At 61.9% G+C, this 24,226-nt stretch carries 19 protein-coding genes; 6 read left to right on the top strand and 13 right to left on the bottom strand.

What is annotated here, in order from left to right:
- Positions 1-598 precede the first annotated feature (598 nt).
- Positions 599-1,402, bottom strand: coding sequence for a response regulator (locus EK23_RS12490; protein WP_045225694.1), 804 nt, complete (start codon positions 1,400-1,402; stop codon positions 599-601).
- 301 nt (positions 1,403-1,703) lie between these two features.
- Between EK23_RS12490 and EK23_RS12495 the strand changes: the two genes are divergently transcribed.
- Positions 1,704-4,598, top strand: a complete 2,895-nt coding sequence (locus EK23_RS12495) for a GDSL-type esterase/lipase family protein (RefSeq protein WP_145998653.1) — start codon at positions 1,704-1,706, stop codon at positions 4,596-4,598.
- Between the two features lie 42 nt (positions 4,599-4,640).
- Here EK23_RS12495 and sfsA read toward each other — a convergent pair whose 3' ends face one another.
- Both sfsA and EK23_RS12505 read right to left on the bottom strand, forming a co-directional pair.
- Positions 4,641-5,342: a DNA/RNA nuclease SfsA gene (sfsA, locus tag EK23_RS12500; protein WP_045225696.1), complete on the bottom strand. Its 702-nt coding sequence runs from the start codon at positions 5,340-5,342 to the stop codon at positions 4,641-4,643.
- 24 nt (positions 5,343-5,366) lie between these two features.
- Complete coding sequence (locus tag EK23_RS12505; RefSeq protein ID WP_045225697.1) at positions 5,367-5,834, bottom strand: YqiA/YcfP family alpha/beta fold hydrolase; 468 nt, start codon at positions 5,832-5,834, stop codon at positions 5,367-5,369.
- Positions 5,835-6,004: 170 nt separating this feature from the next.
- Between EK23_RS12505 and EK23_RS12510 the strand changes: the two genes are divergently transcribed.
- Both EK23_RS12510 and EK23_RS12515 read left to right on the top strand, forming a co-directional pair.
- Entirely contained in the window at positions 6,005-6,496 is a 492-nt protein-coding gene (locus tag EK23_RS12510; RefSeq protein WP_235282035.1) for a hypothetical protein, read from the top strand.
- Between the two features lie 19 nt (positions 6,497-6,515).
- Positions 6,516-8,033, top strand: a complete 1,518-nt coding sequence (locus EK23_RS12515; RefSeq protein ID WP_045225699.1) for a B12-binding domain-containing radical SAM protein — start codon at positions 6,516-6,518, stop codon at positions 8,031-8,033.
- Between the two features lie 42 nt (positions 8,034-8,075).
- On the opposite strand, the gene lplT is transcribed toward EK23_RS12515, so the two are convergent.
- From lplT to glgC, 4 genes are all read right to left on the bottom strand, one after another.
- On the bottom strand, positions 8,076-9,278 hold the full coding sequence (gene lplT / locus EK23_RS12520) for a lysophospholipid transporter LplT (RefSeq protein WP_045225700.1): 1,203 nt from the start codon (positions 9,276-9,278) through the stop codon (positions 8,076-8,078).
- 6 nt (positions 9,279-9,284) lie between these two features.
- Complete coding sequence (gene aas / locus EK23_RS12525; protein WP_045225701.1) at positions 9,285-11,441, bottom strand: bifunctional acyl-ACP--phospholipid O-acyltransferase/long-chain-fatty-acid--ACP ligase; 2,157 nt, start codon at positions 11,439-11,441, stop codon at positions 9,285-9,287.
- Positions 11,442-11,535: 94 nt separating this feature from the next.
- On the bottom strand, positions 11,536-13,026 hold the full coding sequence (gene malQ / locus EK23_RS12530) for a 4-alpha-glucanotransferase (protein WP_045225702.1): 1,491 nt from the start codon (positions 13,024-13,026) through the stop codon (positions 11,536-11,538).
- A 310-nt stretch (positions 13,027-13,336) separates the two neighbouring features.
- A complete protein-coding gene (gene glgC / locus EK23_RS12535; RefSeq protein WP_045225703.1) occupies positions 13,337-14,608 on the bottom strand; it encodes a glucose-1-phosphate adenylyltransferase in 1,272 nt (423 codons plus the stop codon).
- Positions 14,609-14,718: 110 nt separating this feature from the next.
- Between glgC and glgB the strand changes: the two genes are divergently transcribed.
- The 3 genes from glgB to EK23_RS12550 are packed head-to-tail and all read left to right on the top strand — an operon-like array spanning position 14,719 to position 19,300.
- Positions 14,719-17,004 (top strand): 1,4-alpha-glucan branching protein GlgB, encoded by a 2,286-nt coding sequence (gene glgB, locus EK23_RS12540; RefSeq protein ID WP_082054160.1) that lies wholly within the window; start codon positions 14,719-14,721, stop codon positions 17,002-17,004.
- Entirely contained in the window at positions 17,001-18,488 is a 1,488-nt protein-coding gene (glgA, locus tag EK23_RS12545; protein ID WP_082054161.1) for a glycogen synthase GlgA, read from the top strand. Before glgB ends, glgA begins: the two co-directional genes overlap by 4 nt.
- Positions 18,485-19,300 carry a secretin GspD/PilQ domain-containing protein gene (locus EK23_RS12550; protein WP_082054162.1) on the top strand — a complete coding sequence of 272 codons (816 nt, stop codon included), beginning with the start codon at positions 18,485-18,487 and terminating at the stop codon, positions 19,298-19,300. Before glgA ends, EK23_RS12550 begins: the two co-directional genes overlap by 4 nt.
- Positions 19,301-19,374: 74 nt before the next feature.
- Here the strand turns inward: EK23_RS12550 and EK23_RS12555 are convergent, their stop codons facing one another.
- The 6 genes from EK23_RS12555 to rluC form a co-directional block, all read right to left on the bottom strand.
- A complete protein-coding gene (locus EK23_RS12555; RefSeq protein WP_235282036.1) occupies positions 19,375-19,758 on the bottom strand; it encodes a hypothetical protein in 384 nt (127 codons plus the stop codon).
- 35 nt (positions 19,759-19,793) lie between these two features.
- Positions 19,794-19,976: a hypothetical protein gene (locus tag EK23_RS12560; protein WP_045225706.1), complete on the bottom strand. Its 183-nt coding sequence runs from the start codon at positions 19,974-19,976 to the stop codon at positions 19,794-19,796.
- A 421-nt stretch (positions 19,977-20,397) separates the two neighbouring features.
- Positions 20,398-21,015 (bottom strand): NUDIX domain-containing protein, encoded by a 618-nt coding sequence (locus tag EK23_RS12565; protein WP_045225707.1) that lies wholly within the window; start codon positions 21,013-21,015, stop codon positions 20,398-20,400.
- Entirely contained in the window at positions 21,012-21,983 is a 972-nt protein-coding gene (gene sppA / locus EK23_RS12570; protein WP_045225765.1) for a signal peptide peptidase SppA, read from the bottom strand. The genes EK23_RS12565 and sppA overlap by 4 nt, the downstream gene beginning before the upstream one ends.
- Positions 21,984-22,030: 47 nt before the next feature.
- On the bottom strand, positions 22,031-22,681 hold the full coding sequence (locus EK23_RS12575; RefSeq protein ID WP_045225708.1) for an HAD-IA family hydrolase: 651 nt from the start codon (positions 22,679-22,681) through the stop codon (positions 22,031-22,033).
- Positions 22,678-23,634, bottom strand: a complete 957-nt coding sequence (gene rluC, locus EK23_RS12580; protein WP_200892152.1) for a 23S rRNA pseudouridine(955/2504/2580) synthase RluC — start codon at positions 23,632-23,634, stop codon at positions 22,678-22,680. Before rluC ends, EK23_RS12575 begins: the two co-directional genes overlap by 4 nt.
- Between the last annotated feature and the right edge of the window lie 592 nt (positions 23,635-24,226).

The following is a 24,226-nucleotide window of genomic DNA, read 5'->3' on the forward strand; positions in this document are numbered from 1 at the left end:
GAGACGCCAGCCCCCCATGCCCCGGCTTATGCACCCAGACAAGGCCTGAATCGGTTTCCTCGCAAGCAGGCGGCGGATTCAGTGAATCGCCTGACTACCTGGCTAACCGACTTATTAACCCGGCCCTTGAAATGGCCGGGTTAATGCGGGGCACGGATACACCGGCGCGGCCAGAGGCCGCGTCAGCCTAGGTCGGGCACGAACCGACCTTGGCGTCGGCCCGAAATACCAGGAGCGTATTTTGGGGGCCACATTAATGATCCCACCCTCCAAGCGATGCGGCCTGACAGTCCGGCGCAGTATGCGCGGCGGCGTTTTCACACCGTCAAGAGCCAACCAAACGGCTCGCTCCACGCCCCCTTCGGGCTATCAGACCGTAATCCCGAACTGAGTTGCCTAACCACCCGATGTGGCGGATCGAGCCAACACCAGCCGCTCCGGAGGCCTGCATCAAGCCCGGCGGGGACCGGGCGATGACTCAGTCGAATGAAGACGTAGGGGAATCCAAAATATGAAAAAACGGCGCCAAACCCTGGGAAGGGTCATGGCGCCATTCCTGTTGAATCGCTCGGCTGCTATTAAAGCAGCCCGGTAACGCTTAGTTAAGGAAAGTCGTTTGAGCTGTACCGCGGGAAGATCCTGCATCCTTGAGCGTCATTCTGCGCTTGCGACCGGTCCCCGGCCCAGCCTCAGGCATGTCTCGCCCACCGCCCTCCCGGTCCCATGAGAACGGGGAACTGCTCGACGAAACCGTCGTCGCTTCGGGAACAGGCACCGGCTGCAGTTTGATGACGCCAGTGCTCAAGGCCAAGTGCGCCAACTGCGCTGCGTTGCTGACGCCCAGCTTTTTCATGATGCGCGTCTGATGAACACCGACGGTCTTCGGGCAGGAATCCAGCAGGTTTGCAATCGCCCGGACCGAATGGCCTTCCGCCAGGCGCCGGAACACTTCAAACTCGCGCGGGGTCAACAGGTCGATACCCCATCCCATCAACTGATTGGGCTTGCGGATCGGCGTACTGTTGAAGAAGTTTTCCCCCTTGGCCACGGCGTTCAAGCCTTCGACAATCACTTGGGCACTGGCCCGCTTGTTCACGAAGCCCTTGATTCCGACCTCTTTTACCCGCCGTAAGATCATCTCGCAATCATCGGAATTGAATGCCAGGATCTTCGCTCGGGGATCTTCCTGCAGGATGCGGCGAGAAATTTCCAGGCCGTCGATGTCGGGCAAACACAATTCCATCACAACCAGATCAGGGAGAGCCCGGAAATAGGCGGCATAGCCGTCTCGACCCGCTTCGGCCTCCGCAATGACGGCAAACTCGCCGGTTTGTTCCACAAGACGGCGGAAACCTTCACGAACCACCGGCTGGTGTTCAATCATCAGAATCTTTTTTGTCATGACGGAGTCTGTGCCTTTAGTTGGAAACGAACGTTGATAGGCATCCTGCTATCGAGTCGAATACGACTTCTTCTGCCGGACAAGTCTCTTAGTTTCTGATCTGTGTATTCCGCACGCTTTGCGAAAAGTTCAATGGTTCTCGATAAGTTTTTTGCAACCAATGCAACCCGGCCATTACCTTGACGCGTGTGAAACTTTGTACTAGCGTCGCTCCCCTATTGCCGTATAGAATTTTTTTATGGAAGAGTCGAAGGCCTTCGTATGAACCTTCGCTCCCTATCGCTATCGGGACACTCACGGCTTGAAACTCACGGGAACGGGCACGCCGGCCTTCAATCGAATCGAAGTACATCGGAGAAGACCTTTGATTTTTAAGTACCACTTCGCCATTTCTGCCCTGCTTGGACTCTCGCTGATGCTGTCGGCGCCGGTCCAAGCCGAGCCGAACCAATCAAAGCTGGCGTCCCAGGCGCTTGCGGCCCAGTTTGCCGGACTGGCCAGTCCGACCATTGCTATCGGTACCCCTGAGCCAGAACAACCGTATACGGTAGGAGAAAAAGCGACCGTAACCTGGTACTACACCGGAATTAGCAAGAAGAAAAAGCTGCGCGTCTCCCTCCTTCAGGCAAACGGAAAAAGCATCCGTAGCGTCCGCGTTCGGGCAGACCGCGCATATCGCTTTACGCTGAACCAAAAGCTCGCCAGGAAGCTTAGCCAGGTTGAGGTCTGCATACCGCGCAGCACGAAATTTCCCGGTATTTGCGACTTACGAAAGGTCACGGTGCTTGAGGCACCGCCCCCAGGCGCAGCGATTGGGTTCAATCCGCCGTCGGTCGGTTTTGTTGCCCAGAAAGATGTTGACCCGCCCGCCCAGGTCCTGGAGATTTCGACGACCGAAAGCCAGAATATCGGCTATTCGGTAGCAAACGACGCGAGTTGGCTGAGTGTCAGCCCCGGCGACGGTACAGCACCCGGCTCTGTCACGCTGACGGCGCACACGGCGGGCCTGGTTCCAGGCACATATAAAACGTCCCTGAAGGTTACGGCTGCAGGAACATCGTCTTCCACCAGCGTCCCGGTTACCCTGGAAATTCTCAAACCGGGCACAAAAACGCCTCTCGGCCTGAAGTTCAGCGCCACAACCCTGGGATTTGACCTAAGCAGCGGCGCTGCACCCGAATCGCGACAACTCGATATCTTTACCAGCACCAGCGGGACGGTCGCATTTCAGGCAGCCAGCAATGCCAGTTGGCTCAGCGTGACACCCAACACTGGCACGACGCCGGCCAGCTTGACGGTCAGCGCGAGTGCAACAGGTCTTTCACCGGGCAGTTACAGCGGCGAGATCAGAGCGACCGCTGACGGTCACGCGGCAGTGAAACTCGGCGTCACACTCAACGTAACCGCGCCCCCTACCCCACCCACACCTGCCATACCCGCCTTGCAGTCGAGTACAGCCAGCCTGAGCTTCACCGCTGCAAGCGGCACCTCGCCAGCGGTGCAAAACATCCAACTTTCTACCAACACGGGAGCCGCCGTCAGCTTTGCACTTGACGAACCAGCACCCTGGCTCAGCGTGCTGCCCGTCGGTACCAGCACGCCGTCGGGCATCAGCCTGGCTGCGAACGGCGCCGGTCTGTTACCGGGCGATTATTCCACCACCTTGAAGGCGCAGTCGTCGGGATACCAGTCGGTGGCAATTCCTGTGCGCTTCAAGGTGACCGCACCCACTGGGACGGACCTGCTCTCCGATGACTTCAACGACGGCAGTGCTGCAGAATGGAGTATCGGCAACGAAACAAAGAATACGCCGGACTGGCAGGTAGTAAACGGCCAATTCAAGCTCGTTAACCTGGTGGCCTTGGCCTCAGATACGCACAAACAAGGCCATAACGTCGGCACTTACGCAATAAGAAACGACTCGATACCGTTGCAGGATTACCAGTTCGACGTCACTGCGACGAGTTCGTCCGAATTCAACGTGGATACGGGGGTCATGTTCCGCTACCAGGACCCAAACAACTATTACCGACTCTCCATCGGCAATGGCATGACGCGCCTGGAGCGCAAGCGGCTCGGTACGTTCTCAACCCTGGCAGGCAATGCGCGAGGATATTTGCGCGGGGTTCCCCAGGTCATCAGCGTCAGCGTGCAAGGTGCCCTGATTCAGGTCAGCGTCAACGGAGAGCGTCTCTTCACCGTGCGCGATGCCGAAATCGCCACCGGCGGCGTCGCCCTTTACTGCCGCGACAACTGCGCCTTTGATGACGTCCATGTGCGGCCGGTACCCGGGGCACCTAGCATAGCGGTGTCGAAACCAGAAGCTCATACCGTGGTGGCCCAAACCAATTTCGATGTCTCAGCCGTGGTCTTGAACGATCCGGGAGCAAGCGCCGAGGTGGAATTCAGTCTAACGGACATGCCTGGCGCCTGCGGCCAGGCGGTAAGCTCTGGCGCTGGTCTCTTTACAGCTCAGTGCAGCATTCCCGCCGATGGCGTCATCAGGGGCGTCACGGCAAGCCTTAAGGTCGGCGGCACACTTGTCGACCTGGATTCAAATGAGCGCATCGCCTATGGCAACAAAATTGTCGCGGTGGGGGACAGCATCACCTTTGGCGTGGGAGATGACAACTCAGGGGACAATCCCGATCCGGGCGGATGGGTAGTCTCGGACGGCTATGCACCGGTCCTGACCAAACTGCTGAATCAAAGCCACGCACTTCCCAGCATGGTTTACAACAACGGGATACCGGGTGGATTAAGTGTCGACATCAAGACTCATATCGGTAAGATTCTAGAACGCCACGCTGACGCCCAATACGTGCTGTTGATGATTGGCACCAACGACGCTGGCAGGGATAAGTCCGTCGCCGAGTACGGAGCCAACTTGGATGCGGCGATAGCGACCATCACAAGCCGGGGCAAAACGCCGATAGTGGCGAGGATTCCTCCAAGGCTCGGCGACGACCCGACCGCTTATCCGGCTCCGATCGAGAGCGCGCCACGCAATCAAAAAGTCATTTCATACAATGACCTGATCGAATCAAGAGCAGTGAGCGGGCTAAGCTTGGGCCCCGACTTTTTCAACTACTTCCTGGCGAGGCAAGACCAGTTTTCTGATCTTCTGCACCCAAATGGCCTCGGTTACAACTCGATGGGCGAACAGTGGAGCCAGTCCCTGGGCTTCCTCCCCTGAGAAGCGTCAGCCACCTTCGAACGATCATTACGAGGTGAGCGATCAGGGCACCACCGGCACCCTCTGTACGAGGCGGATGCCGGTGGTTGTCACCGCCGCCGAGTACGCCAGCGCCTCGACCCCGGCGCGCAGCGCTTGGCGTAGGGTCTGACCATAAACCGCATCGATGCGGTCGGCAGGACATAGTTGCGTGGCGTCCTGCCGTTGGATGCAGAAAAAGATGACTCCGCGACCGCCCTGCCACACCATCTCGGCAAGTTCGCGCAGATGCTTGCTGCCCCGCGCGCTGACGGCGTCCGGAAAATAGGCGGTGCCATGCTCCACCAGGGTCACGTTCTTGACCTCCACAAAACAGGGCGGCCCATCGCCTTCCAGGAGCAGGTCGATCCGGCTGTTTTCAGCGCCATATCGCACTTCCCGCCGGATGGTCGAATAGCCCGCCAGTTCTGAGACTGTGCCGTCACGGATAGCATCCTCCACCAGGTGATTGCTCAATCCCGTATTGATGCCCACCATGACGCCGTCCAAGGTTTCCACCAGTTCCCAGCTATAGCTGTACTTACGCGCGGGATTCTTGCTGATGCTGAGCCAGACCCGGCTTCCCGGCTCGGCACAACCGAGCATGGACCCGGTATTGGGCGTGTGGGCGGTTACCTGCTCGCCATCATCGAGTTCCACATCGGCGAGAAAGCGCTTGTAGCGCCGCATCAGGCGCCCCGGAAGCAAGGTCTGTTCGAACTCCATGCCCGGTTTGGCCTGGCCGCTGCGTCAGGAAACCTGTAAAGAGTCCACCACCTTCAACAGCATGGCCAGCGATTCCGGGTCCGCCAGGCGATGCTCGGTCCCCACGGCGATCAATGCCGATTCGGAGAGCCCGCTGCGGGAAAGTAGTTCCTGGCTGTCCGCATAGGGGACGACCTCGTCGGCCGGGGCATGCAGGATGATCGTTCCCGGCGGCACGCGGTCGATACTGCCCCAGCGTTTCCAGGCTGGACACAACAACACCCGTGGCACGCCGGCGGCTTGCATGTTGACGGCAACGGCGCCGCCCCGGCTGGAACCCACGATCAGATCGGCGCCGTTCTCGGCCAACCAATTTTCCGCAATGCGCACCGCGGCATCGAAATCCTCGTCCGGCAGAGCCGGTTCGAGCATTTGATGGCCCGCCTGTTTGAGATAGGAGGGCTTGACGCCGCCCGGGACGGATTGCCAACCGTGCAGATAAAGGATTTTCATGGTGATGCTTGCGCTTCCGTCGGATTCAGGGGCAAGATAAGGGCAGATTGCGGCCAGATATCGTAACTGTCGCTTCCTGCATGAACGCCGTCCATTTTAACCAAAACCATCTCACACCACGATTCGCGGCACTCCTCGCGGAAGAACGCAACGCGCCGCTGGGGCCGGGAATGCCGGACGAAGGACTGCGCGCGGAACTGTCGGGACTGAACGCCGGGGACGCCTTTCTCCCGCATCGAGTCATCGACAAGTCCATGGCCCAGGCCGTGCTCGCCGGGCTCTGGCTCTATCACGACTTCCTGGATGAGAGCCACCGCATCAGCCAGAACATTCCCGGCAGCACCGGCAGCTACTGGCACGGATTGATGCACCGGCGCGAGCCCGACAGTTGGAACAGCAAGTACTGGTTCGAACGGGTCGGTGCTCACCCTATCTTTACCATGTTGTGCGAGTGTGCACGGGAACTGGCGGAGGCCGCCCCGCCCCTGGTCGAAACCGACTTCCTGCGCCAGCAGACGCAATGGAACCCTTTTCTGTTCGTTGATTTGTGCGAATCGGCGCGGGAAGGGCGAATTCCGGCGGAAGCACTCTGCCGAGAAATCCAGATGATCGAATGGCGGCTGCTGTTCGACTTCTGCTACCGGCACGCCGTCGGCATCTGATCGTCCGGATTCCGTCCCGATGATCCTGCTGGCGACGCTGAATGCCCGCTACTCCCATGCCTCCCTGGGGCTGCGCTGCCTGATGGCGAACATGGGCGAACTCACGCCCATGACGCGGATCGAGGAATACATTATCACCGACCGCCCCCAGGACGTGGCGGAGGCCTTGCTCGCCCTGCGGCCCCGCATCATCGGCCTGGGCGTTTATATCTGGAACGTGGAGCAGTCCACCAAGCTGGTCGCCCTGCTCAAGCGCATCTCCCCGGAAACCGTGATCGTGTTGGGTGGTCCCGAGGTGAGCCATGAATGGGAGGAGCAGCGCCTCGTGCAGCTAGCCGATCACATCATCACAGGCCCCGGCGACCTGGCTTTCGCCGAACTTTGCCGGCAGGTGCTCAAGGGCGCGAAACCGCCCAAGCTGCTGCACGCAGAACAACCGTCGCTGGAATCCCTGCGCCTGCCCTACGAGTTTTACGACGAACGGGACATCGCCCAGCGCACGGTTTACGTTGAAGCCTCCAGGGGCTGCCCCTTCAAATGCGAGTTTTGCCTGTCCGCCCTGGACAAGACCGCTTGGCCGTTTCCGCTGGAACATTTCCTGTCCGCCATGGACAACTTGCACGCCCGTGGACTGCGCCAGTTCAAATTCGTCGATCGCACCTTCAACCTGAACGTGAAGGCCAGCCTGCAGATCTTGGAGTTTTTCCTGGAACGGTTGGACGAACACCTGTTCCTGCATTTCGAGGTCGTCCCCGACCATCTGCCGGATAAGCTGAAAGAGGCGATCAAGCGCTTCCCGCCCGGCAGCCTGCAGTTCGAGGTGGGCATCCAGACCTTCAATCCCGAAGTGCAGCAACGCATCAGCCGGCGCCAGGACAACGATAGGACCGAAGCCAACCTGCGCTGGCTGCGGTCGGAAACCAATGCGCACATTCATGCGGACCTGATCGCGGGACTGCCGGGCGAGGGTCTCGCCAGTTTCGCGGCGGGCTTCGACCGCCTGGTCGGGCTTGAGCCTCACGAGATCCAGGTCGGCGTACTCAAGCGGCTGCGCGGCGCCCCCCTGGACCGCCACAGCCAGTCTTTCGACCTGCGCTACAGCCCCGATCCGCCCTACAATGTGCTGAGCACCAGCCTGATGGATTTCGCGACCCTGCAGCGCATCAGCCGCTTCGCCCGGTACTGGGACCTGGTGGGGAATTCCGGGCGCTTTCAGAACGGGCTGCAATTACTTCTGGGCTCGTCGCCTTTTGAACGCTTCATGGCCTTCAGCGACTGGCTGTACGCATGCCTGGGCAAGACCCATCAACTGGCGCTGGACCGCTTGTACGATCTCACCTACCAGTGGCTCACCGAACAGGGCGGAGTCGATTCAGCCGCCGCCACACAGGCCATCGCCCGCGACTTCCATGCCAGCGGCACCCGCAGCGTACCGCGCTTCCTGGCACGGGAAGGCATCCGTTCACCCGGACCGCGAGTTCCGGCTGCCGGCGTCAAGGCACCCGCGCGCCAGCAGCGCCATCTGTCAGGTCACTGAACCCGCTGAGCGGCGGGCCGGGGAAGTCTGGAACCGGCTACCCTAAGCCGCCGCCCGCAGCCGCGTCGCCGTGATGGGCAGCAGGCCCAGCAGGATCAGGGCGCCGAAGCCGACGCCAGCCTGGATAGCGGAGACACCGGCCTCCATGGACATGGTATACAGGCCGATCATGATCAGCATGGACAGGTTCTCGGCCAGGTTCTGCACCGCCACCGCGTGCCCGGCGCCCACGGTATCGTGCCCCCGCTCCTGCAGCAGCGCGTTCAGGGGCACCACGAACAGGCCACCGCAGACTCCGATAGCCACCAAAAGCAGGACTGTCTGAGGCAAGTTGGCCACCAGCGACAACGCCATGATGAGAGGCCCCAGCAACAGGCCGGGGACCAGCGCGCGGTTGACGGTTTCCAGGGCGATCCAGGCGGAGGCCAGGGCCGCGCCCACGGCGATACCGATGGCCACGGCGCCGTTGAGGTTGGCGGGCGTGCTGGTATCCTGGATGGCCAGGGCCAGCGGCACCCACGCCACCAGCAACAGCCGCAAGGTCGCCCCGCTGCCCCAGAACAGGCTGGTGCAGGCCAGGGAGAAACGCACATCGCGATCGCGCACCAGGGTCCAGGTGATTTGCAGAAAATCCTTGAACAACTCCCAGGGATGGAAGCGCTCCCCGGGGTGCACGGCAGGCAGCCTGGGAATCGCCAGGTTGGCGAGCATGGCGGCCAAATAACAGCCGGCCACGCTGATCAAGGCCAAATTCACCGACTGGTCCGACAGCCAGCCGCCTGCCGCCACTCCGAGCAGGATGGCGACGATGGTGGAACCTTCCATCATGCTGTTGGCCTTCACCAGTTGCGCCGGCGTCACCAATTCCGAGAGGATGCCGTACTTGGCCGGCGAATAGGCCGCCGCCCCCACACCCACCAGGCCATAGGCCAGCAAGGGATGAAAGCCGGCGGTCATGGCCCCGGCGCCGATGAGCTTAAGGCCGTTGGCCCACAACATGACGCGTCCCTTGGGCAAAGCGTCGGCAAAAGCGCCGGCGAAGGGCGCGAGGACGACAAACGCCAGCACGAAGAACTCCTGCAGCAAGGGCACCCATTCCGCCGGCCGCTGCTGGGATTTGACCAGGGCGATGGCGGCAAACAGCAGGGCATTGTCGGCCAGGGCCGAGAGGAACTGGGCCGAAAGCACGGCGCTCATCGCCCGCAGCGGCCAGTGGTTCGGGTCTTGCGCGTTCGTGGATTGCATAGCCTGTTACCCTGCCCCTTCCAGATGCTCGAGGCCCAGGGCCTTGAGCGCGACATAATCGAGCTTACCGGTGCCGAGCAGCGGTAGCGCCTCCAGGCGCACGAGGCGCCGCGGCACCGACAGTTCCGGGAAGCCGGCCTGGCGCGCCGTTTTGGTTAGCAGTTCCTGGCTCAGCCCCGGGTCGGTGGTGCACAGCACCAAGGCCTCGCCTTTCTGCGGGTCCGGCATGGCGAATGCGCCATGCTGGCAATCCGGCGAAGCCAGGGCCGCCAGCCGTTCGACCGCTTCCAGCGAGATCATCTCGCCGGCGACCTTGGCGAAGCGCTTGACCCGGCCCAGGATGCTGACATACCCGTCCGGGTCGATCTCTACCACATCGCCGGTCTCGTACCAGCCCTCCCCCAGTTCGGAACGGGGCGGCTCGATCACACCGGGGTGCTCGTAGAGGTAGTAACCCAGCATCACATTGGGGCCGCGCACATGCAGGATGCCCCCGCGCTCGATCCCGGGCACCGGCAGCAACCGGCCCTCCACGGCGGGCAGCAACTGGCCGACGGTGCCGGTCCGGTAGGCCATGGGCGTGTTCACCGAGATGACCGGAGCTGTTTCGGTGGCTCCGTAGCCGTCCAGAATGCGGATACCGAATTTCTCGAACCACAGGCTGCGCACGCTCTCCGGCAGCTTCTCGGCGCCAGACACCACATGGCGCAACCGGTAGAAATCGTAAGGGTGCGCCTGCTTGCCGTAGTTGCCCAGGAAGGTGCCGGTTCCCAGCAGCACCGTGCAGTTGCGGTCGTAGACCACCTCGGGGATGACCCGGTAATGCAGGGGCGAGGGATAGAGGAACAGGTTGGCGCCCGCCAGGATGGGCAGTAAACCGCCCACCGTGAGCCCGAAGGAATGGAACACCGGCAGCGCGTTCAGCACCTTGTCCTCCGCGCTGAAATCCACCACAGAGAGGATCTGCGCGATGTTGGAGAGGATCGCCCGGTGCGACAGCACCACGCCCTTCGGCCGCCCCTCGGAACCGGAGGTGAACAGCACCACAGCGGGGCTGTCCGCGTCAGGCCGCGCGGTCGCCCAGCGCGGGGCCAGCGTGGCCAGGATCACCCACAGCCGGTCGGCCAGTTGCAGGTCCTGCTGCAAATCCTCGAGATAACAAAATCGGGCCTCCGGGAGCGCCTCGGGCACCCAGGCGAGCTTGCCCTTTTCCAGAAACACGCGCGAAGTGATGACCGTGCGCACCTGTGCCGCGGTGCAGGCCGAGCGCAGGCCCTCGGCCCCGGCGGTGTAGTTGAGCAAGGCCGCCACCCGCCCGCGCCCCGACAGACCAAACAGCAGGCCGAAGGTCGGCGCCAGATTGGGCAGCAGAACGCCCACGTGCTCGCCTTCGTGTGTATGGCGGGAAATCAGGCGTCCCAGGCCTAGCGACAGGCGAATCAGAGCACCGTAGGACAGCTCGCTGCCCTGGATGTCCTCCATGACCGGCCTCCGCCAACCCTGGACGGCGGCTGTATCGAACAAGGCCGTATGCAGGCTCTGGACCGGCCGCGAGCGGAACATCATTTCCTGCATTATGCGCCGCAAGCGTTCTCCCGCCAGCCGGCGCCGCTCGCGCGCCCGCTCCGCTTCGGGCATGGCGAGAACCGTGGGAGCCTGCACCGAGATCGTGATCCTGGGAAACAAACGCCTGGGGTGACGGCCGGCCAGACGGCTGAAATAGGTGCGGGCGGCACCGTCCAGACGCACCGGCACCAGGCTGGCGCGGGTCTTGGCGGCGACAAAAGCGGGCCCGTCATAGACCTTCATCAGGGACCCGGTCACCGTGATGCGCCCCTCGGGAAATACCATGACCGGCCGGCCGGACTCCACCAGGCGCAGGATCTTCTTCATCGCCATAGGGCTGGTGGGATCCACCGCGAGGTAATCGGCCAGGGACAGGATGGGCCGGAACAGCCGGCTGTTGGCGATGCCGGTGTGCACCACGAAGACGGGATCGACCGGCAGGAATAGCCCCAGGAGCAGGCCATCCAGAAACGACTCGTGATTGGCGACGATCAGCAGCTTATCGTGGCCGGTGATCCGTTCCACACCCTCCACGCGGACGCGGAAGAGCAGGCGGAACAAGAGTTGCAGGACAGGGCGGAGAAACGTGCGGGCCATGGGGGTTCCTTTTCAGATCGCTCGGGTCACGCCAATGGCCCCTCAGGTGCGGGCTCGGCCCGGCCGGGTTCGGTGCCCGGCCGGAATCCGGTGCTCAGACGCGGTCGTAGCGCCGGATCATGCGGCCCAGCCAGATGCTGTGTTCGCTGCTGACCTGCTCCCATTCGAATCGCCAGCGCCAATTGCTGCCGCCCATGGTGCCGGGCTGGTTCATGCGGTGCCCCTCACCCAGGCCCATGACGTCCTGCATGGGCAGGATCGCCAGGCGCGCCCGGGAAGCCAGGGCCGCGCTGACCAGGGCCCATGGCATGGGCTCGGCGTACTCGGCCAGATGTTCGTCCACAGCCTGGCGTTGCTCGGAGCTCAGATGCTGGTACCAGGACAGCGAGGTGTCATTGTCGTGGGTGCCAGTATAGACAACGTCGTTTTCCACGTGATTCGCCGGCAGGTAGGGGTTGTCGGGCCCGCCATCGAAGGCGAACTGCAGAATCAGCATGCCGGGGATGTGGAACTGCTCGCGCAAGGCCTCCACTTCCGGCGTGATGACCCCCAGGTTTTCCGCCACCAGGGGCAGGCCGACACCGTCCAGGGCGGCGAACAGCGCCCGCATCAACGCCTCGCCTGGAGCCTTGACCCACCGGCCATGTATGGCGGTTTCCTGATCGGCGGGAATCTCCCAGAAGGCCTCGAAGCCGCGGAAATGGTCGATGCGCACCCAATCGTACAGCGCGATCTGTCCCCGCACCCGCTCGATCCACCAGCTAAAGCCGTCTTCCTCCATGCGCGCCCAGTTGTAATGGGGATTGCCCCAACGCTGGCCCACGGCGGAGAAATAGTCCGGCGGCACGCCGGCCACCACACGGGGCTGCCCGGCCTCGTCCAGATCGAAATACTCCCGCTGGGCCCAGACATCCGCGCTATCGCAGGCGACGAAGATGGGCATGTCGCCGAACAGGATGACGCCGCGGGACTTGGCATAGGCCTTCAGTTCCTTCCATTGCTGAAAGAACACGAACTGCTCGAAGCAGACCTGATCCACCGCGGCCGCCAGGCGTACCCGCGCCGCAGCCAGCGCCTCGGCCTGACGGTCGCGCAGCGGCTGCGGCCACGCATGCCAGGAGGTTCGCCCGTATTCCTCGCGCAAGGCAACGAACAGCGCATAGTCATCCAGCCAATGGGATTGTTCCTGCCGGAAACGCTCCAGCATGCAATGCTCATAGGCGCCCGCCGACTCCAGAAAGCCCGCGTGGGCCTGCTTGAGGCAAGCCAGCCGGTACACGCTGCTGCTTTCGCCTTCCAGGTGGGGAAGCAGTTCCTTGAGCCAGCCCTTATCCAGCAGCCATTCCAGGCTGATCATCTGCGGGTCGCCCGCATGCACCGACATGCATTGATAAGGCGAGCGGTCCTCGTGGGGCGGTCCGATGGGCAGGGTCTGCCACAGGGTGCACCCTGAGCTCACCAGAAAATCCACGAAACGTTTGGCCTCGTCCCCCAGGTCGCCGCACTCCAGCGGGCCCGGCAGGGATGTGATATGCAGCAGAATGCCGGCGCGCCGGCGGTCCAGGATGCTCTGCGCTTGCGTCAAGTTAACTCCCGTTGTGTCTTTACATGATCGATTTGGTGGACTGGAACAGCCGCCGCCGAACGGCGCACGACATCGAGCCCGGAGCGCTTCCGGCCCTCGCAGGAGCCGGACATAAAGATGAAAACGGCGCCGCTGGGGCGCCATGAAAAAGTTCCAAACTCTGGATTAACGGGGCCTTCGACCGCGCGTCGGCGTGAGCGCGACGACGGTGAAATTCCCCGTCTTTTCGTCGGCTCGGGTATGGCGGCGCCGCGGCGCCACATCAACCCGCTCGCTGGCGGGGATAAGCGGTAAGTGCGGCTAGCCGGCATCAGCGGGCATAGTGCAGCCGCTGCCCGAACTGGTCCGGGGTCACCAGCACCACGCCGCCCGGGCTCACATAGAACCGCTTGCGGTCCTCCTCGGGATCCTCGCCGATGATGGTATTCGCCGGAATCTTGCAGCCCTTGTCGATGACGGCCTTCTTGATGCGGCAATGGCGGCCGATGTTCACCTCCGGAAGTATCACGGCGTCCTCCACGTGGGAATAGGAGTTGACGCGCACGTTGGAGAACAACAGCGAATGCCGCACCTCGGCCCCGGAAATGATGCAGCCGCCGGAAACCATGGAATCCACCGCCAGGCCGCGTCGGTCATCGTCGTCAAACACGAATTTGGCGGGCGGCGTCTGGGTCTGGTAGGTCCAGATGGGCCAGTCCTTGTCGTACAGGTTCAACTCCGGGTTGACCCCGATCAACTCCATATTGGCCGACCAATAGGCGTCCACCGTGCCCACGTCGCGCCAGTAGGCCTGCACTCCGCTCTGCACGTCACGGAAAGGATAGGCGAACACCCGGTATTTCTTGATGATCTCGGGAATGATGTCCTTGCCGAAATCGTGCGTGGACCCCGGCATGTCGGCGTCCTTGATCAACTGCTCGAACAGGAAGCCGGTGTTGAAGATGTAGATGCCCATGGAGGCCAGGGAGTGGTCCGCACGATCCGGCATGGCCGGCGGGTGGTCGGGCTTTTCCACGAAGCCGCGCACGCGCTTGTCCTGGTCCACGTCCATGACACCAAAGGCCCGCGCCTCGTCGATGGGCACTTCCATGCAGCCGATGGTGAGGTCCGCCTGCTGCTCCACGTGATAGGCCAGCATCAGGCCGTAGTCCATCTTGTAGATGTGATCGCCGGCCAGGATCAGGATGTATTCCGGATCGCGCTGGCGGAAGATGTCCAGGTTTTGATAAACGGCGTCGGCAGTGCCGGCATACCAGGTTTCCTGAAGCCGCTGCTGGGCCGGCAGGATATCGACGAACTCGCCCAACTCGGCCCTGAGAAATCCCCAGCCCTGCTGGATATGGCGGATCAGCGAGTCCGACTTGTACTGCGTCAGCACGCCCACCTGGCGGATACCGGAGTTCAGACAGTTGGATAGGGGGAAATCGATGATGCGGAACTTGCCGCCAAAGGGAACTGCCGGCTTGGCGCGCCACTCGGTCAGCTTCTGCAGCCGGGTGCCTCTACCGCCAGCCAGGATCAACGCCAGGGTATGCCGCGTAAGGCGGCTTACAAAGCGGGAGGTATGGATTGATTCGGGCATGAGGGGGCTCCTTGTTCGTTGGACCTACAACCAGGGGACAAATTTGGTAACATAAAGCCCAGTCATTCCGGCATTAGTCGGCGCCATTTTACTACCAGAGGTCAATTAAAGTGAACCCGACCGAAGCGCAGCGTGCCCCCGCCCCAGACACCGGCGTGGCGGGCCTCGACCCCGAGTTGCAGCGCATCGTGACGGCATGCCACCACGACCCGTTTCAAGTGCTCGGTCGCCACACGGGCACCGGCGGGGAGATCATCAGGGCGTTGCTGCCGCAGGCGGAAAGCGCCAGCCTGGGTGAGGACGGACCGGAGTTGAAGCGCATTCCGGGCACCGACCTGTTCGAAGGCAGGCTACCGAGCAAGCGGACGCTGCCTCAGCACTACCGGCTGTACTGGAAGGACGCGCAAGGTGAAACCCACTCGCGCATCGACCCCTACACCTTTCCCGCACAACTGGCCGATTTCGACATCCATCTGTTTGGTGAGGGCAAGCACTGGCACATCTACCGCCTTCTGGGCGCCCACACCCATTGCGTGGATGGCATCGACGGCATCCTCTTCGCCACCTGGGCACCCAATGCCGAGCGGGTCAGCGTGGTGGGCGATTTCAACGACTGGGATGGCCGCCGCCACCCGATGCGTGTGCGAGGCGGCAGTGGCGTCTGGGAGTTGTTCATCCCGGAATTGCAGCCTGGCACGGTCTACAAGTTCGAAATCCGCAACCGCCAGAATGGCAGCATCCTGCTGAAGACCGACCCCTACGGCCAGCGCTTCGAACTGCGGCCGAACACCGCGTCCCTGGCGGTACCCAAGACCAATTTTGGCTGGAAGGACCAGGCCTGGATGGAGGAGCGCGCCAAGAGCGACTGGCTGCATGCGCCCCTCTCCGTCTACGAGGTGCACTTGGGCTCCTGGCGACGCGACGGCGAGGGCGGCTTTCTCAACTACCGCGAACTCGCGGCGGAACTGGTGGATTACGTGAAGCCCTTGGGCTTTACCCACATCGAACTGTTGCCCATCACCGAACATCCGCTGGACGCCTCCTGGGGCTACCAGACTACCGGTTACTTCGCGCCGACGGCGCGTTTCGGCTCACCGGACGATTTCCGCTTTTTCGTCGATTATTGCCACCGCCACGGCGTCGGCGTGATCCTGGATTGGGTGCCAGCCCACTTCCCCAAGGATGCCCACGGCCTGGCCCATTTCGACGGCACGGCCCTTTACGAGCACGAGGACCCGAGGCTGGGCGAGCATCGTGACTGGGGCACTTTGATCTACAACTTCGGCCGCAACGAGGTAAAGAACTTCCTCATTGGCAGCGCCATGTTCTGGATGGAGGAGTTCCATATCGACGGCCTCCGGGTGGATGCCGTGGCCTCCATGCTCTACTTGGATTATTCCCGCCAACCGGGGGACTGGATTCCCAACAAATACGGCGGCAACGAGAACCTGGAGGCCATCGCCTTCCTGCGCGAACTCAATACGGTCACCCACCAGCAGCACCCGGGAACCCTGGTGATGGCGGAAGAATCCACCGCCTGGCCGCAGGTGACCCGTCCCACCTGGACCGGCGGCCTGGGTTTCACCATGAAGTGGAACATGGGCTGGATGCATGACAGCCTGGTGTACATGAGCAAAGACCCAATCCATCGGCATTACCACCACGACCAGATCACCTTCGGCCTGCTCTACGCCTTCAGCGAGAATTTCATCCTGCCGTTCTCCCACGACGAAGTGGTGCACGGCAAAGGCTCCATGCTGCAGAAGATGCCGGGCGACGAATGGCGACGTTTCGCCAATCTGCGCACCCTGTACACCTTCATGTTCACCTATCCCGGCAAGAAGCTGCTGTTCATGGGCTGCGAATTCGCGCAAGGGGGCGAGTGGAACCACAGCCGCGCCCTGGACTGGCAGGTGCTGGACTTTCCGCTACACCAGGGTATCCAGAAGCTGGTGGCCGATCTGAACCGCCTGTATCGGGACACACATGCCTTGCATGGCCTGGATTTCGATGCCGCCGGCTTCGAATGGATCGATTGCCATGACGCGCCGCAATCGGTGCTCAGCTACCTGCGCCGCAGCGGCAACGACTTCGCCATCGTCGTTCTCAATTTTACCCCGGTACCGCGCCCCAACTACCGCATCGGCGTGCCGGAAGCGGGTGTATATTTGGAAGTGTTCAACTCCGATTCGGAATACTACGGTGGCAGCAACACCGGCGTAGGACATGCCATGGCGGAAGCACGGGAATGGATGGGACGCCCCTATTCCCTCAACCTCACCCTGCCACCCCTGGGTGGCGTGGTGCTCATGCTGCGCGGCGAGGAGGAGGCAGACGAGGCGCTCGAACCTGAAGCGGACGCCGACACCACCGACGATCCGGAAACGCCGGCATGACCAAGGTCCTGTTCGCCACCAGCGAAGTCTACCCGCTGATCAAGACCGGCGGACTGGCCGACGTGTCCGGCTCCCTGCCCCTGGCCCTGAAGGGGCTGGACCACGACGTTCGCATCATCATGCCAGCCTATGGTGATCTGCTTGCCGCTCTGGCCAAGCTGCAAACCACCCGGATCATGCACGGCAGCGGCGCCATCGAGATACACGAAACCACGCTGCCCGGCGCCGATATCCCGGTATGGCTGGTGGCCCACGCGGGCTGCTTCGACCGACCCGGCAACCCCTATCTGGGCCCTGATGGCCAGCCCTGGCCCGACAACGCCGACCGCTTCGCCCTGCTTTGCCGCGTGGCGGTGGAAGTGGCCATGAACCGAGTCGGGCTGCGCTGGAAGCCGGACATCGTGCACTGCAACGACTGGCAGACCGGTCTGATCCCCGCTCTGCTGGGGGATGAGCCAGGGCATCCGGCCACCGTCTTCACCATCCATAACCTGGCTTATCAGGGGCTGTTTCCGCCCGAGACTTTCGGACAGATCGCCCTGCCGAAGCGGTTCTGGACCTGCCATGCCTTGGAGTTCTACGGCTCGCTCTCGTTCATCAAGGGCGGTCTGGTCTACGCCGACCGTATCAGCACGGTCAGCCCCAACTACGCCGTCGAAATACAGGGCGAGGAGTTCGGCTGCGGCCTGGAAGGCCTGTTGCGCCAGCGCGCCGACCGCCTGAGCGGCATTCTCAACGGCATCGACGAGGATGCCTGGAATCCGGCCCACGATCCGCACATTCCCCACCCCTTCGACAGCAACGATCTGAGCGGAAAAGCCAAAAATAAGGCCGCCCTGCAGCGCCATTTCGGCCTGGAAGAAAACCCCGGCCTGGCGGTGCTGGCCCTAGTGGGGCGTCTGGTTCAGCAGAAAGGGATCGACCTGGTCATCGACCTGCTCCCCAAACTGGCGGAAATGCCCTTGCAGTTGGTCATTCTGGGCAGCGGCGAACGGCGCTACGAGCGTGTCCTGGAAAAATGGGCCGCGCTTTACCCCGACCGCATCGCCCTCAAGTTCGGCTATGACGAAGCGCTAGCACACCTGATCGAAGCGGGCGCCGACGTCTTTTTGATGCCCTCGCGCTTCGAACCCTGTGGCCTGAACCAGATGTACAGCCAGCATTACGGCACCGTGCCCGTGGTGCGGAGCGTCGGGGGACTGGCAGACACCGTGGATGACGCCAGCCCCACCAACATGACCCTGGGCAAGGCGACCGGAATCGTGTTCCACGAGGCCGAGCCCGCGGCCTTGTTCGGCGCCATTCAGCGGGCGCTGAATCTCTATGCCACCCCGGATATGTGGCTCAGGATGCAGAAGACTGGCATGGAGCGCGACTTTTCCTGGCGCCAGAGTGCGCGTCAGTATGAAACCCTGTACACCCTGGCCCGGCAGGACTGCCTGGCGCAAGGCCCTTCCGTTCTCGCGCTCGCAGGGTCGGCATGAGATCTGGCGCTGCCCTGGGCTTGCTATTTTGCTTGGGGACTGCCAGCGCGGAAGCGGAACTGGCCACCATCCAACTCCGCCATCGCCTGCCCCAGGAAATTGCGGGGCTCATCGCCCCCGTGCTGGAACCCGGGGAGACCGTGGTTCCCGCTTCCAACAGCCTCATCGTCAAGGCTAGCCTGCCCCGTCTGCAGGAAATCAGCACGCTGGTGCAGGAACTCGACCAGAAACAGCACCGCCTGCGCATCACCGTGGTCCAGGGGCGCGGACTGACGCGCGAAGCGCTGAATGCCCGCGCCGACGTCGGAGTCAACGTCGACAGCCAGGGGAATGCCAGCGTCGGTGGGCGTGGGCATGTGTACCAGACGGAGAGCGTGGAAGCCGGTGGGCAGACCCAGCAGGTGCAGACCCTCGACGGGCAGGCAGCTGTGATCCGCTTCGGCCAGCAGATTGCCCTACCCCAGGGCGGCGTTGCCTATGGTTACGGGGGTGGTGCCGCTATTTACGGACCCGGCGTCGACTACCGCGATGTCACGGCAGGGTTCAGCGTCGTTCCTAGGCTCACGGGCGACGGCGTAATTTTGCAGGTCTCGCCCTGGTCGGATCGCGTCAGCCGCGGTGGTTTTGGCAGCATCAATACCCAGAGTGCCGACACGACCGTGAATATCGGCTTAGGCGAGTGGGTGGAAATTGGCGGCCAGGGCGAGAACATCAATCGGGAGCAAGGCGGGCTGATTGCCCATAATTATTCGACGCGCTCCGAGTCCAATCGCATCTTTATCAAGGTCGACGATCTGGACGCGGTTCGCTGAATTCCAGCCAGCCCCCGGCACATCCTTGTGCCCGCGCCTCATGCGTGGCTAAACGCCGCTACAGGCCACACCGTTTAGCCCTTGCCGGGGAACATACCCACCGAACCCGGCTTCAGACGCTTGCAGGTAACCACGACATCCTCCAGATGACACTGATATTTGCCCTGCGCGCTGCTGTCGTCCGTGCATTCGTTGCAGACCAGCTTGCCGGTGCTCTTGGTCTCTGAAACATGCCAGCCGTATCCCTGGGTTTCACAGAAAGTCTTGGTGAACTTCTTTACCGTGTATGCATCTTCCGCATTCGAACTGGCATCGGCCCTGGCGGCACATTTGGCGGGAGGCAGCGTGTTCGCCATGAGGTCCCGGAACACGTACTCGGCGGCACTGGAATTGGCCGAGAACAGGGCGAACAGGATAAGCAGTCCGCAGGAACGGAACATGGTATTGAATCGTGTCATTGGGTTTTCTCCTCAGAGGATGGCGCGCTGAGCGCTCAATAGTCTTTGATGATCCGGATATTCATCTGAGCCGACTCTGCGGCCTGCTGCTGCCGGATGGGATCGTATTTGTCGTTCTCGCTCAGCTTCGCCATGACGACCGCGCCCACCAGGGCAATGGTGGCCACTCCCACATAGATCCAAAAGTAGTCCCGCTTTTCTTCAACTTGAGCACTCATAATCACCCTACCTATCTCTAAAGATTCATTTTTAATACATTTTTTCAGCCGCATTGACTCCGAATCGACGAAACCAAGGCCATGCGCTTAGTTCCGACTCGCTAGCTAGCGAGTCGATACCTTAAAACCGTTAAGGCGTGGTTGTCAAGCTTATTGAGTGTGTTATTCCGCACGCGGCACAGCCATAGCTGTCCCGAGATTACAATTTGTGATGGCTCGCAGGTCGAGTCTGTTCGCAGTTTGCGAACCGGATGACTTTTAAATTGAGATTAAAAAGACCAGTTTAATGACGTGTGCAGGGCCGGCCGGGAAGTGCAAGGACACCTAATTCAGCGAGCGGAAACCGGTTGGCTGCTCTGAACGACGTGAAGGCCAACGAAGGGCGGTATCGGCAGGAAAACGCGGGGAGGGGAATCTTGACTCAAACGAAACGGCGGCGCAAATCCTGCCGGTTCAGCGCCAGCCACTGCAGGGCCACGATGGGGATGCCTGAATCGATCCGTCCCTGGCCCAACATCGACAAGGCCTCGTCAACGCCGACCACGAAGCTGCGGATGTCCTCATCCTCTTCGTCCAGGCCATGCACACCACCCGGCACGGGCTCTTCGACGATGCCGCAGAACAGGGTGATCTTTTCCGAAAGCCCGCCGGGCGTGGTAAAGAACTCATAGACAGGAAACAACTCGCGCAGCTGGCAGCCCGCTTCCTCCTGGGCCTCGCGCCGCGCCACCTGCTCCGGCGTCTCACCCTCCTCGATGGCCCCCGCCACGATTTCAACCAGCCACGGACTCTCGTTGGCCAGCAAGGCACCGACCCGGAACTGCTCGATGAGCACCACCTGGTCCTGGCGCGGCGCATAAAGCAGCACCGCGACACAGCGGCCACGGTGAAACAACTCCCGCTCAACCACCCGGCTCCAGCCCCCGCGGAACAACGCATGGCGCAGGCGCAGGCGGATCAGGCTGAAAAAGCCGCTGTAGAGCGTGGTCTGTTCGATGATTTCATAGGAGCCGGGCGTGCCGGCAGGGGTAGGCTTCAGAACAGTCTCCCGGTAATGCCCAGCATTTCCGCCACGGACTGGCCGAAGCTCGCGCCGATGCGATGCGAAAGGCGCTCGATCAGCCGCTCACGCGGCGTGAAATCCACCAGTTCCTCGGCCTTGATCACATCCTTGGCGACCGACCGCACATCGCCGATCTCGTCCACCAGTCCTAGCTCGATACCTTGGGCACCGGTCCAGACCAGGCCACTGAACAGCTCCGGGCTCTCCTTCAAACGGGATCCCCGGCCTTGCTTCACTGCCTCGATGAACTGCCGATGCACGGAGTCGATCAGTCCTTGGATGTGGGCTTTCTCAATCGGATTGACCTGGCTGAAGGGATCCAAAATTGCTTTATGGTCGCCCGCCGTGAGCAGGCGCCGTTCGATACCGAGATTCTTGATGGCATCCACGAAGCCGAAGCCGTTCATGATCACGCCGATGGAACCGACCACGCTGGACGGATTGACGAAGATCTTGTCCGCCGCCGACGCGATGTAATACCCGCCGGATGCGCAAAGGTCGGACACCACCGCATGAATGGGCAAGTCCGGCTTTTCCTGTTTCAGCCGACGAATTTCCTGGTAGACATAGGCCGCCTGCACGGGAGTCCCGCCGGGCGTGTTCATCTTGAGGATGACGCCCTTGGTGCCCTTGTTCTCCACCGCCGCGCGCAATCCTTCGATGATGCTGTCCGCATTGGATTCCGCCCCGTCCATGATGGGGCCGGCTACACTGATCACGGCCGTATGGGCCGAGGTGTCGGCACGCTTCCCGGCCCCGCCGAAAGGCTCGACCACCAGCCAAAGCACCACCACCGCATACACCAGCACCAAACTCTTGAAAAAGATACCCCAACGCCGGGTGCGGCGGTGCTCGGTCACCGAAGCCATGAGCAGCTTTTCCATGACCTCGCGCTCCCAGGCCGACCGCTCGGAAGACGATCCGCCGTTGTATTCTTCACTCATCATCTGCCTCTATTGGGACATGTTGATAGCCTGGACTAACGTGCGCCTCAGATCAGATGAGGCAGCAGTTCCGCCGCTCGCTCCAGACACAGGACCGGCTCCAGGGCCGCCAGACGATGCCCAGCATGGGCACCGCAGGTGACGCCCACGGCGTCGACACCGGCATTTTTCGCCATGCGCAGGTCGTGCACGGAATCCCCTACCATCAGGGTGCGCTCGGCCTCCACCCCGACCTGGCGCATGATCTCGATGAGCATCCTGGGGTCCGGCTTGGAAGCGGTTTCATCCGCGCTCCGCACCGCGTCGAACAAAGGCTCGGTTCCGGTCGCCCGCAGGGCGGCGCGCAGGCCGTCGCGGGTTTTCCCGGTGGCGACAGCCAGGCGGAAGCCGCTTCCGCGGAGCCTATCCAGCATGTCCAGAACATCCGGAAACAAATCCTGGACCCCGAACTCCCGGGATTGATACACGCGGCGGTACTCGCGCATGAGGTCTTCAGCGGAATCGCCTTCTACGCCTGGAAACAATGCCGCCATGGCTTCGCCCAGGCTCAGACCGATCACCTCGCGTGCGGCTCCCGCTTCCGGCACCGCGGCGCCGCAGGCCCGCGCCGCCTGCTGAATGCTTTCGACGATCCAGCCGACGGAGTCAAACAAGGTCCCATCCCAATCGAATACCACAAGCTCGTAGCGGCCCTTCACGAACTCAAGCGCTCCAGGAAAGCCGCCAGGTCAGGCGCGAGCGGCGCCTCGATATTCAGTTCCCGATTCGAACCGGGATGACGGAATGACAGCGAGGCCGCATGCAGAAACAGGCGCTTCAGGCCCAATTCCCGGAACCGCTGGTTCGCGCCGGCATGCCCGTAGCGCTCGTCACAGGCGATGGGATGGCCAATGGACTGCGAATGCACGCGGATCTGGTGGGTGCGCCCGGTCAGCAGCTTCGCCTCCACCAGGGTAGCCTCGGCATAGGCACGTAACCTTCGGAACTCGGTCTGTGCCGGCTTGCCATCGGGTGCCACGCGCACCATGCGTTCCCCGCTCTGCAGCACGTTCTTTTTCAACGGCGCGTCCACCACCATCTGCTTGCGCGCCCAGGCCCCGCTCAGCAAGGCCAGGTAATGCTTGTGCACCTGCCGCTCGTCTCGAAACATTTCGTGCAGGATCCGCAATGCGCTGCGCTTCTTGGCGATCAGCAGGCAGCCCGAGGTATCGCGATCGAGCCGGTGCACCAATTCCAGGAAGCGCGCCTCGGGCCGCAGAATGCGTAGGCCCTCGATCAGGCCGAAGCTCAGTCCGCTGCCCCCGTGCACCGCCATGCCCGCGGGTTTGTTTAGCACCAGCAAGTCATCGTCCTCGTAGAGGAGGCTATTTTCCAGGCGCGCGCGGACCAACTCCGGCGAAACCCGAATGGCGGCCGGCTCCGCCACCCGCAGCGGCGGAATCCGAATCACGTCACCCGCGTCCAGTCGCCGTTTGGGCTGGCTTCGTCCGCCGTTGACCCGCACTTCTCCACTGCGCAGGATGCGATAGATGTGGCTCTTGGGAACACCCTTAAGGCGGGTGAATAAGAAATTGTCTATGCGCTGGCCGGCGGAGTCCGCGTCGATCTGGATCAGGCTGGCCTTGGCGGGCGCCTCGCTAGAAGCTTTCATGCGCGCCATATTATCAGCTTTACTTGTTGAATTGATGCTGTATCTTATGATTGTTATATTTGTTATCGGGTTCGTCTCGGCTGCCCGGCGCGCGGGGCAAACACCAGTGACGCGCAGGCCGCCCAGCATCCGACCCATTGGTTGCATGGAGCGATGTCACGCATCCTTCAACCCGTTGGAAGACCGAACCCCTGCTGCATCGCGTGCACGTCGCGGCTGGATGCGATAAGTGCCACGGGCGGATTCAAATGATGACCGGTGGCCGAACCTGACGGCCTGACGTAAGGCAGGCCTGCGTAGAAACGGCACATAAGGCCATTCCGCGCCATAAAGAACAAACTTAATAATTTAAGCTAGACAGGGTTTTATTCTCGCTCGACCCACGATGAGCGAGCAGGGCGTTGAACAAAGAAATCAGATTCGCCCCCATCCGGGGCAAAACGTAAGCCGCGCAATAGCGGCGGATTTCCATAAGAATATCAAAGGATGTTGGCGTCACGGTATGCTGATACGAAAAATCACAACAGACCGCTTTGATTCACGAAAGGAAGTTGCCGCGCGATTTGGCTAAAACGTTTCTTTGCAAGACGCT

Origin of the sequence: Methyloterricola oryzae (genome assembly GCF_000934725.1) — a bacterium.
Taxonomy (GTDB): Bacteria; Pseudomonadota; Gammaproteobacteria; order Methylococcales; family Methylococcaceae; genus Methyloterricola; species Methyloterricola oryzae.

Bases quoted from the DNA above. Each gene is read 5' to 3' on its own strand.
- EK23_RS12490 (WP_045225694.1), bottom strand. From the start codon at position 1,402: ATGACAAAAAAGATTCTGATGATTGAACACCAGCCGGTGGTTCGTGAA.
- sfsA (WP_045225696.1), bottom strand. From the start codon at position 5,342: ATGGAGTTCGAACAGACCTTGCTTCCGGGGCGCCTGATGCGGCGCTAC.
- EK23_RS12505 (WP_045225697.1), bottom strand. From the start codon at position 5,834: ATGAAAATCCTTTATCTGCACGGTTGGCAATCCGTCCCGGGCGGCGTC.
- EK23_RS12510 (WP_235282035.1), top strand. From the start codon at position 6,005: ATGCCGGACGAAGGACTGCGCGCGGAACTGTCGGGACTGAACGCCGGG.
- EK23_RS12515 (WP_045225699.1), top strand. From the start codon at position 6,516: ATGATCCTGCTGGCGACGCTGAATGCCCGCTACTCCCATGCCTCCCTG.
- lplT (WP_045225700.1), bottom strand. From the start codon at position 9,278: ATGCAATCCACGAACGCGCAAGACCCGAACCACTGGCCGCTGCGGGCG.
- aas (WP_045225701.1), bottom strand. From the start codon at position 11,441: ATGGCCCGCACGTTTCTCCGCCCTGTCCTGCAACTCTTGTTCCGCCTG.
- glgC (WP_045225703.1), bottom strand. From the start codon at position 14,608: ATGCCCGAATCAATCCATACCTCCCGCTTTGTAAGCCGCCTTACGCGG.
- glgA (WP_082054161.1), top strand. From the start codon at position 17,001: ATGACCAAGGTCCTGTTCGCCACCAGCGAAGTCTACCCGCTGATCAAG.
- EK23_RS12550 (WP_082054162.1), top strand. From the start codon at position 18,485: ATGAGATCTGGCGCTGCCCTGGGCTTGCTATTTTGCTTGGGGACTGCC.
- EK23_RS12555 (WP_235282036.1), bottom strand. From the start codon at position 19,758: ATGACACGATTCAATACCATGTTCCGTTCCTGCGGACTGCTTATCCTG.
- EK23_RS12560 (WP_045225706.1), bottom strand. From the start codon at position 19,976: ATGAGTGCTCAAGTTGAAGAAAAGCGGGACTACTTTTGGATCTATGTG.
- sppA (WP_045225765.1), bottom strand. From the start codon at position 21,983: ATGAGTGAAGAATACAACGGCGGATCGTCTTCCGAGCGGTCGGCCTGG.
- rluC (WP_200892152.1), bottom strand. From the start codon at position 23,634: ATGAAAGCTTCTAGCGAGGCGCCCGCCAAGGCCAGCCTGATCCAGATC.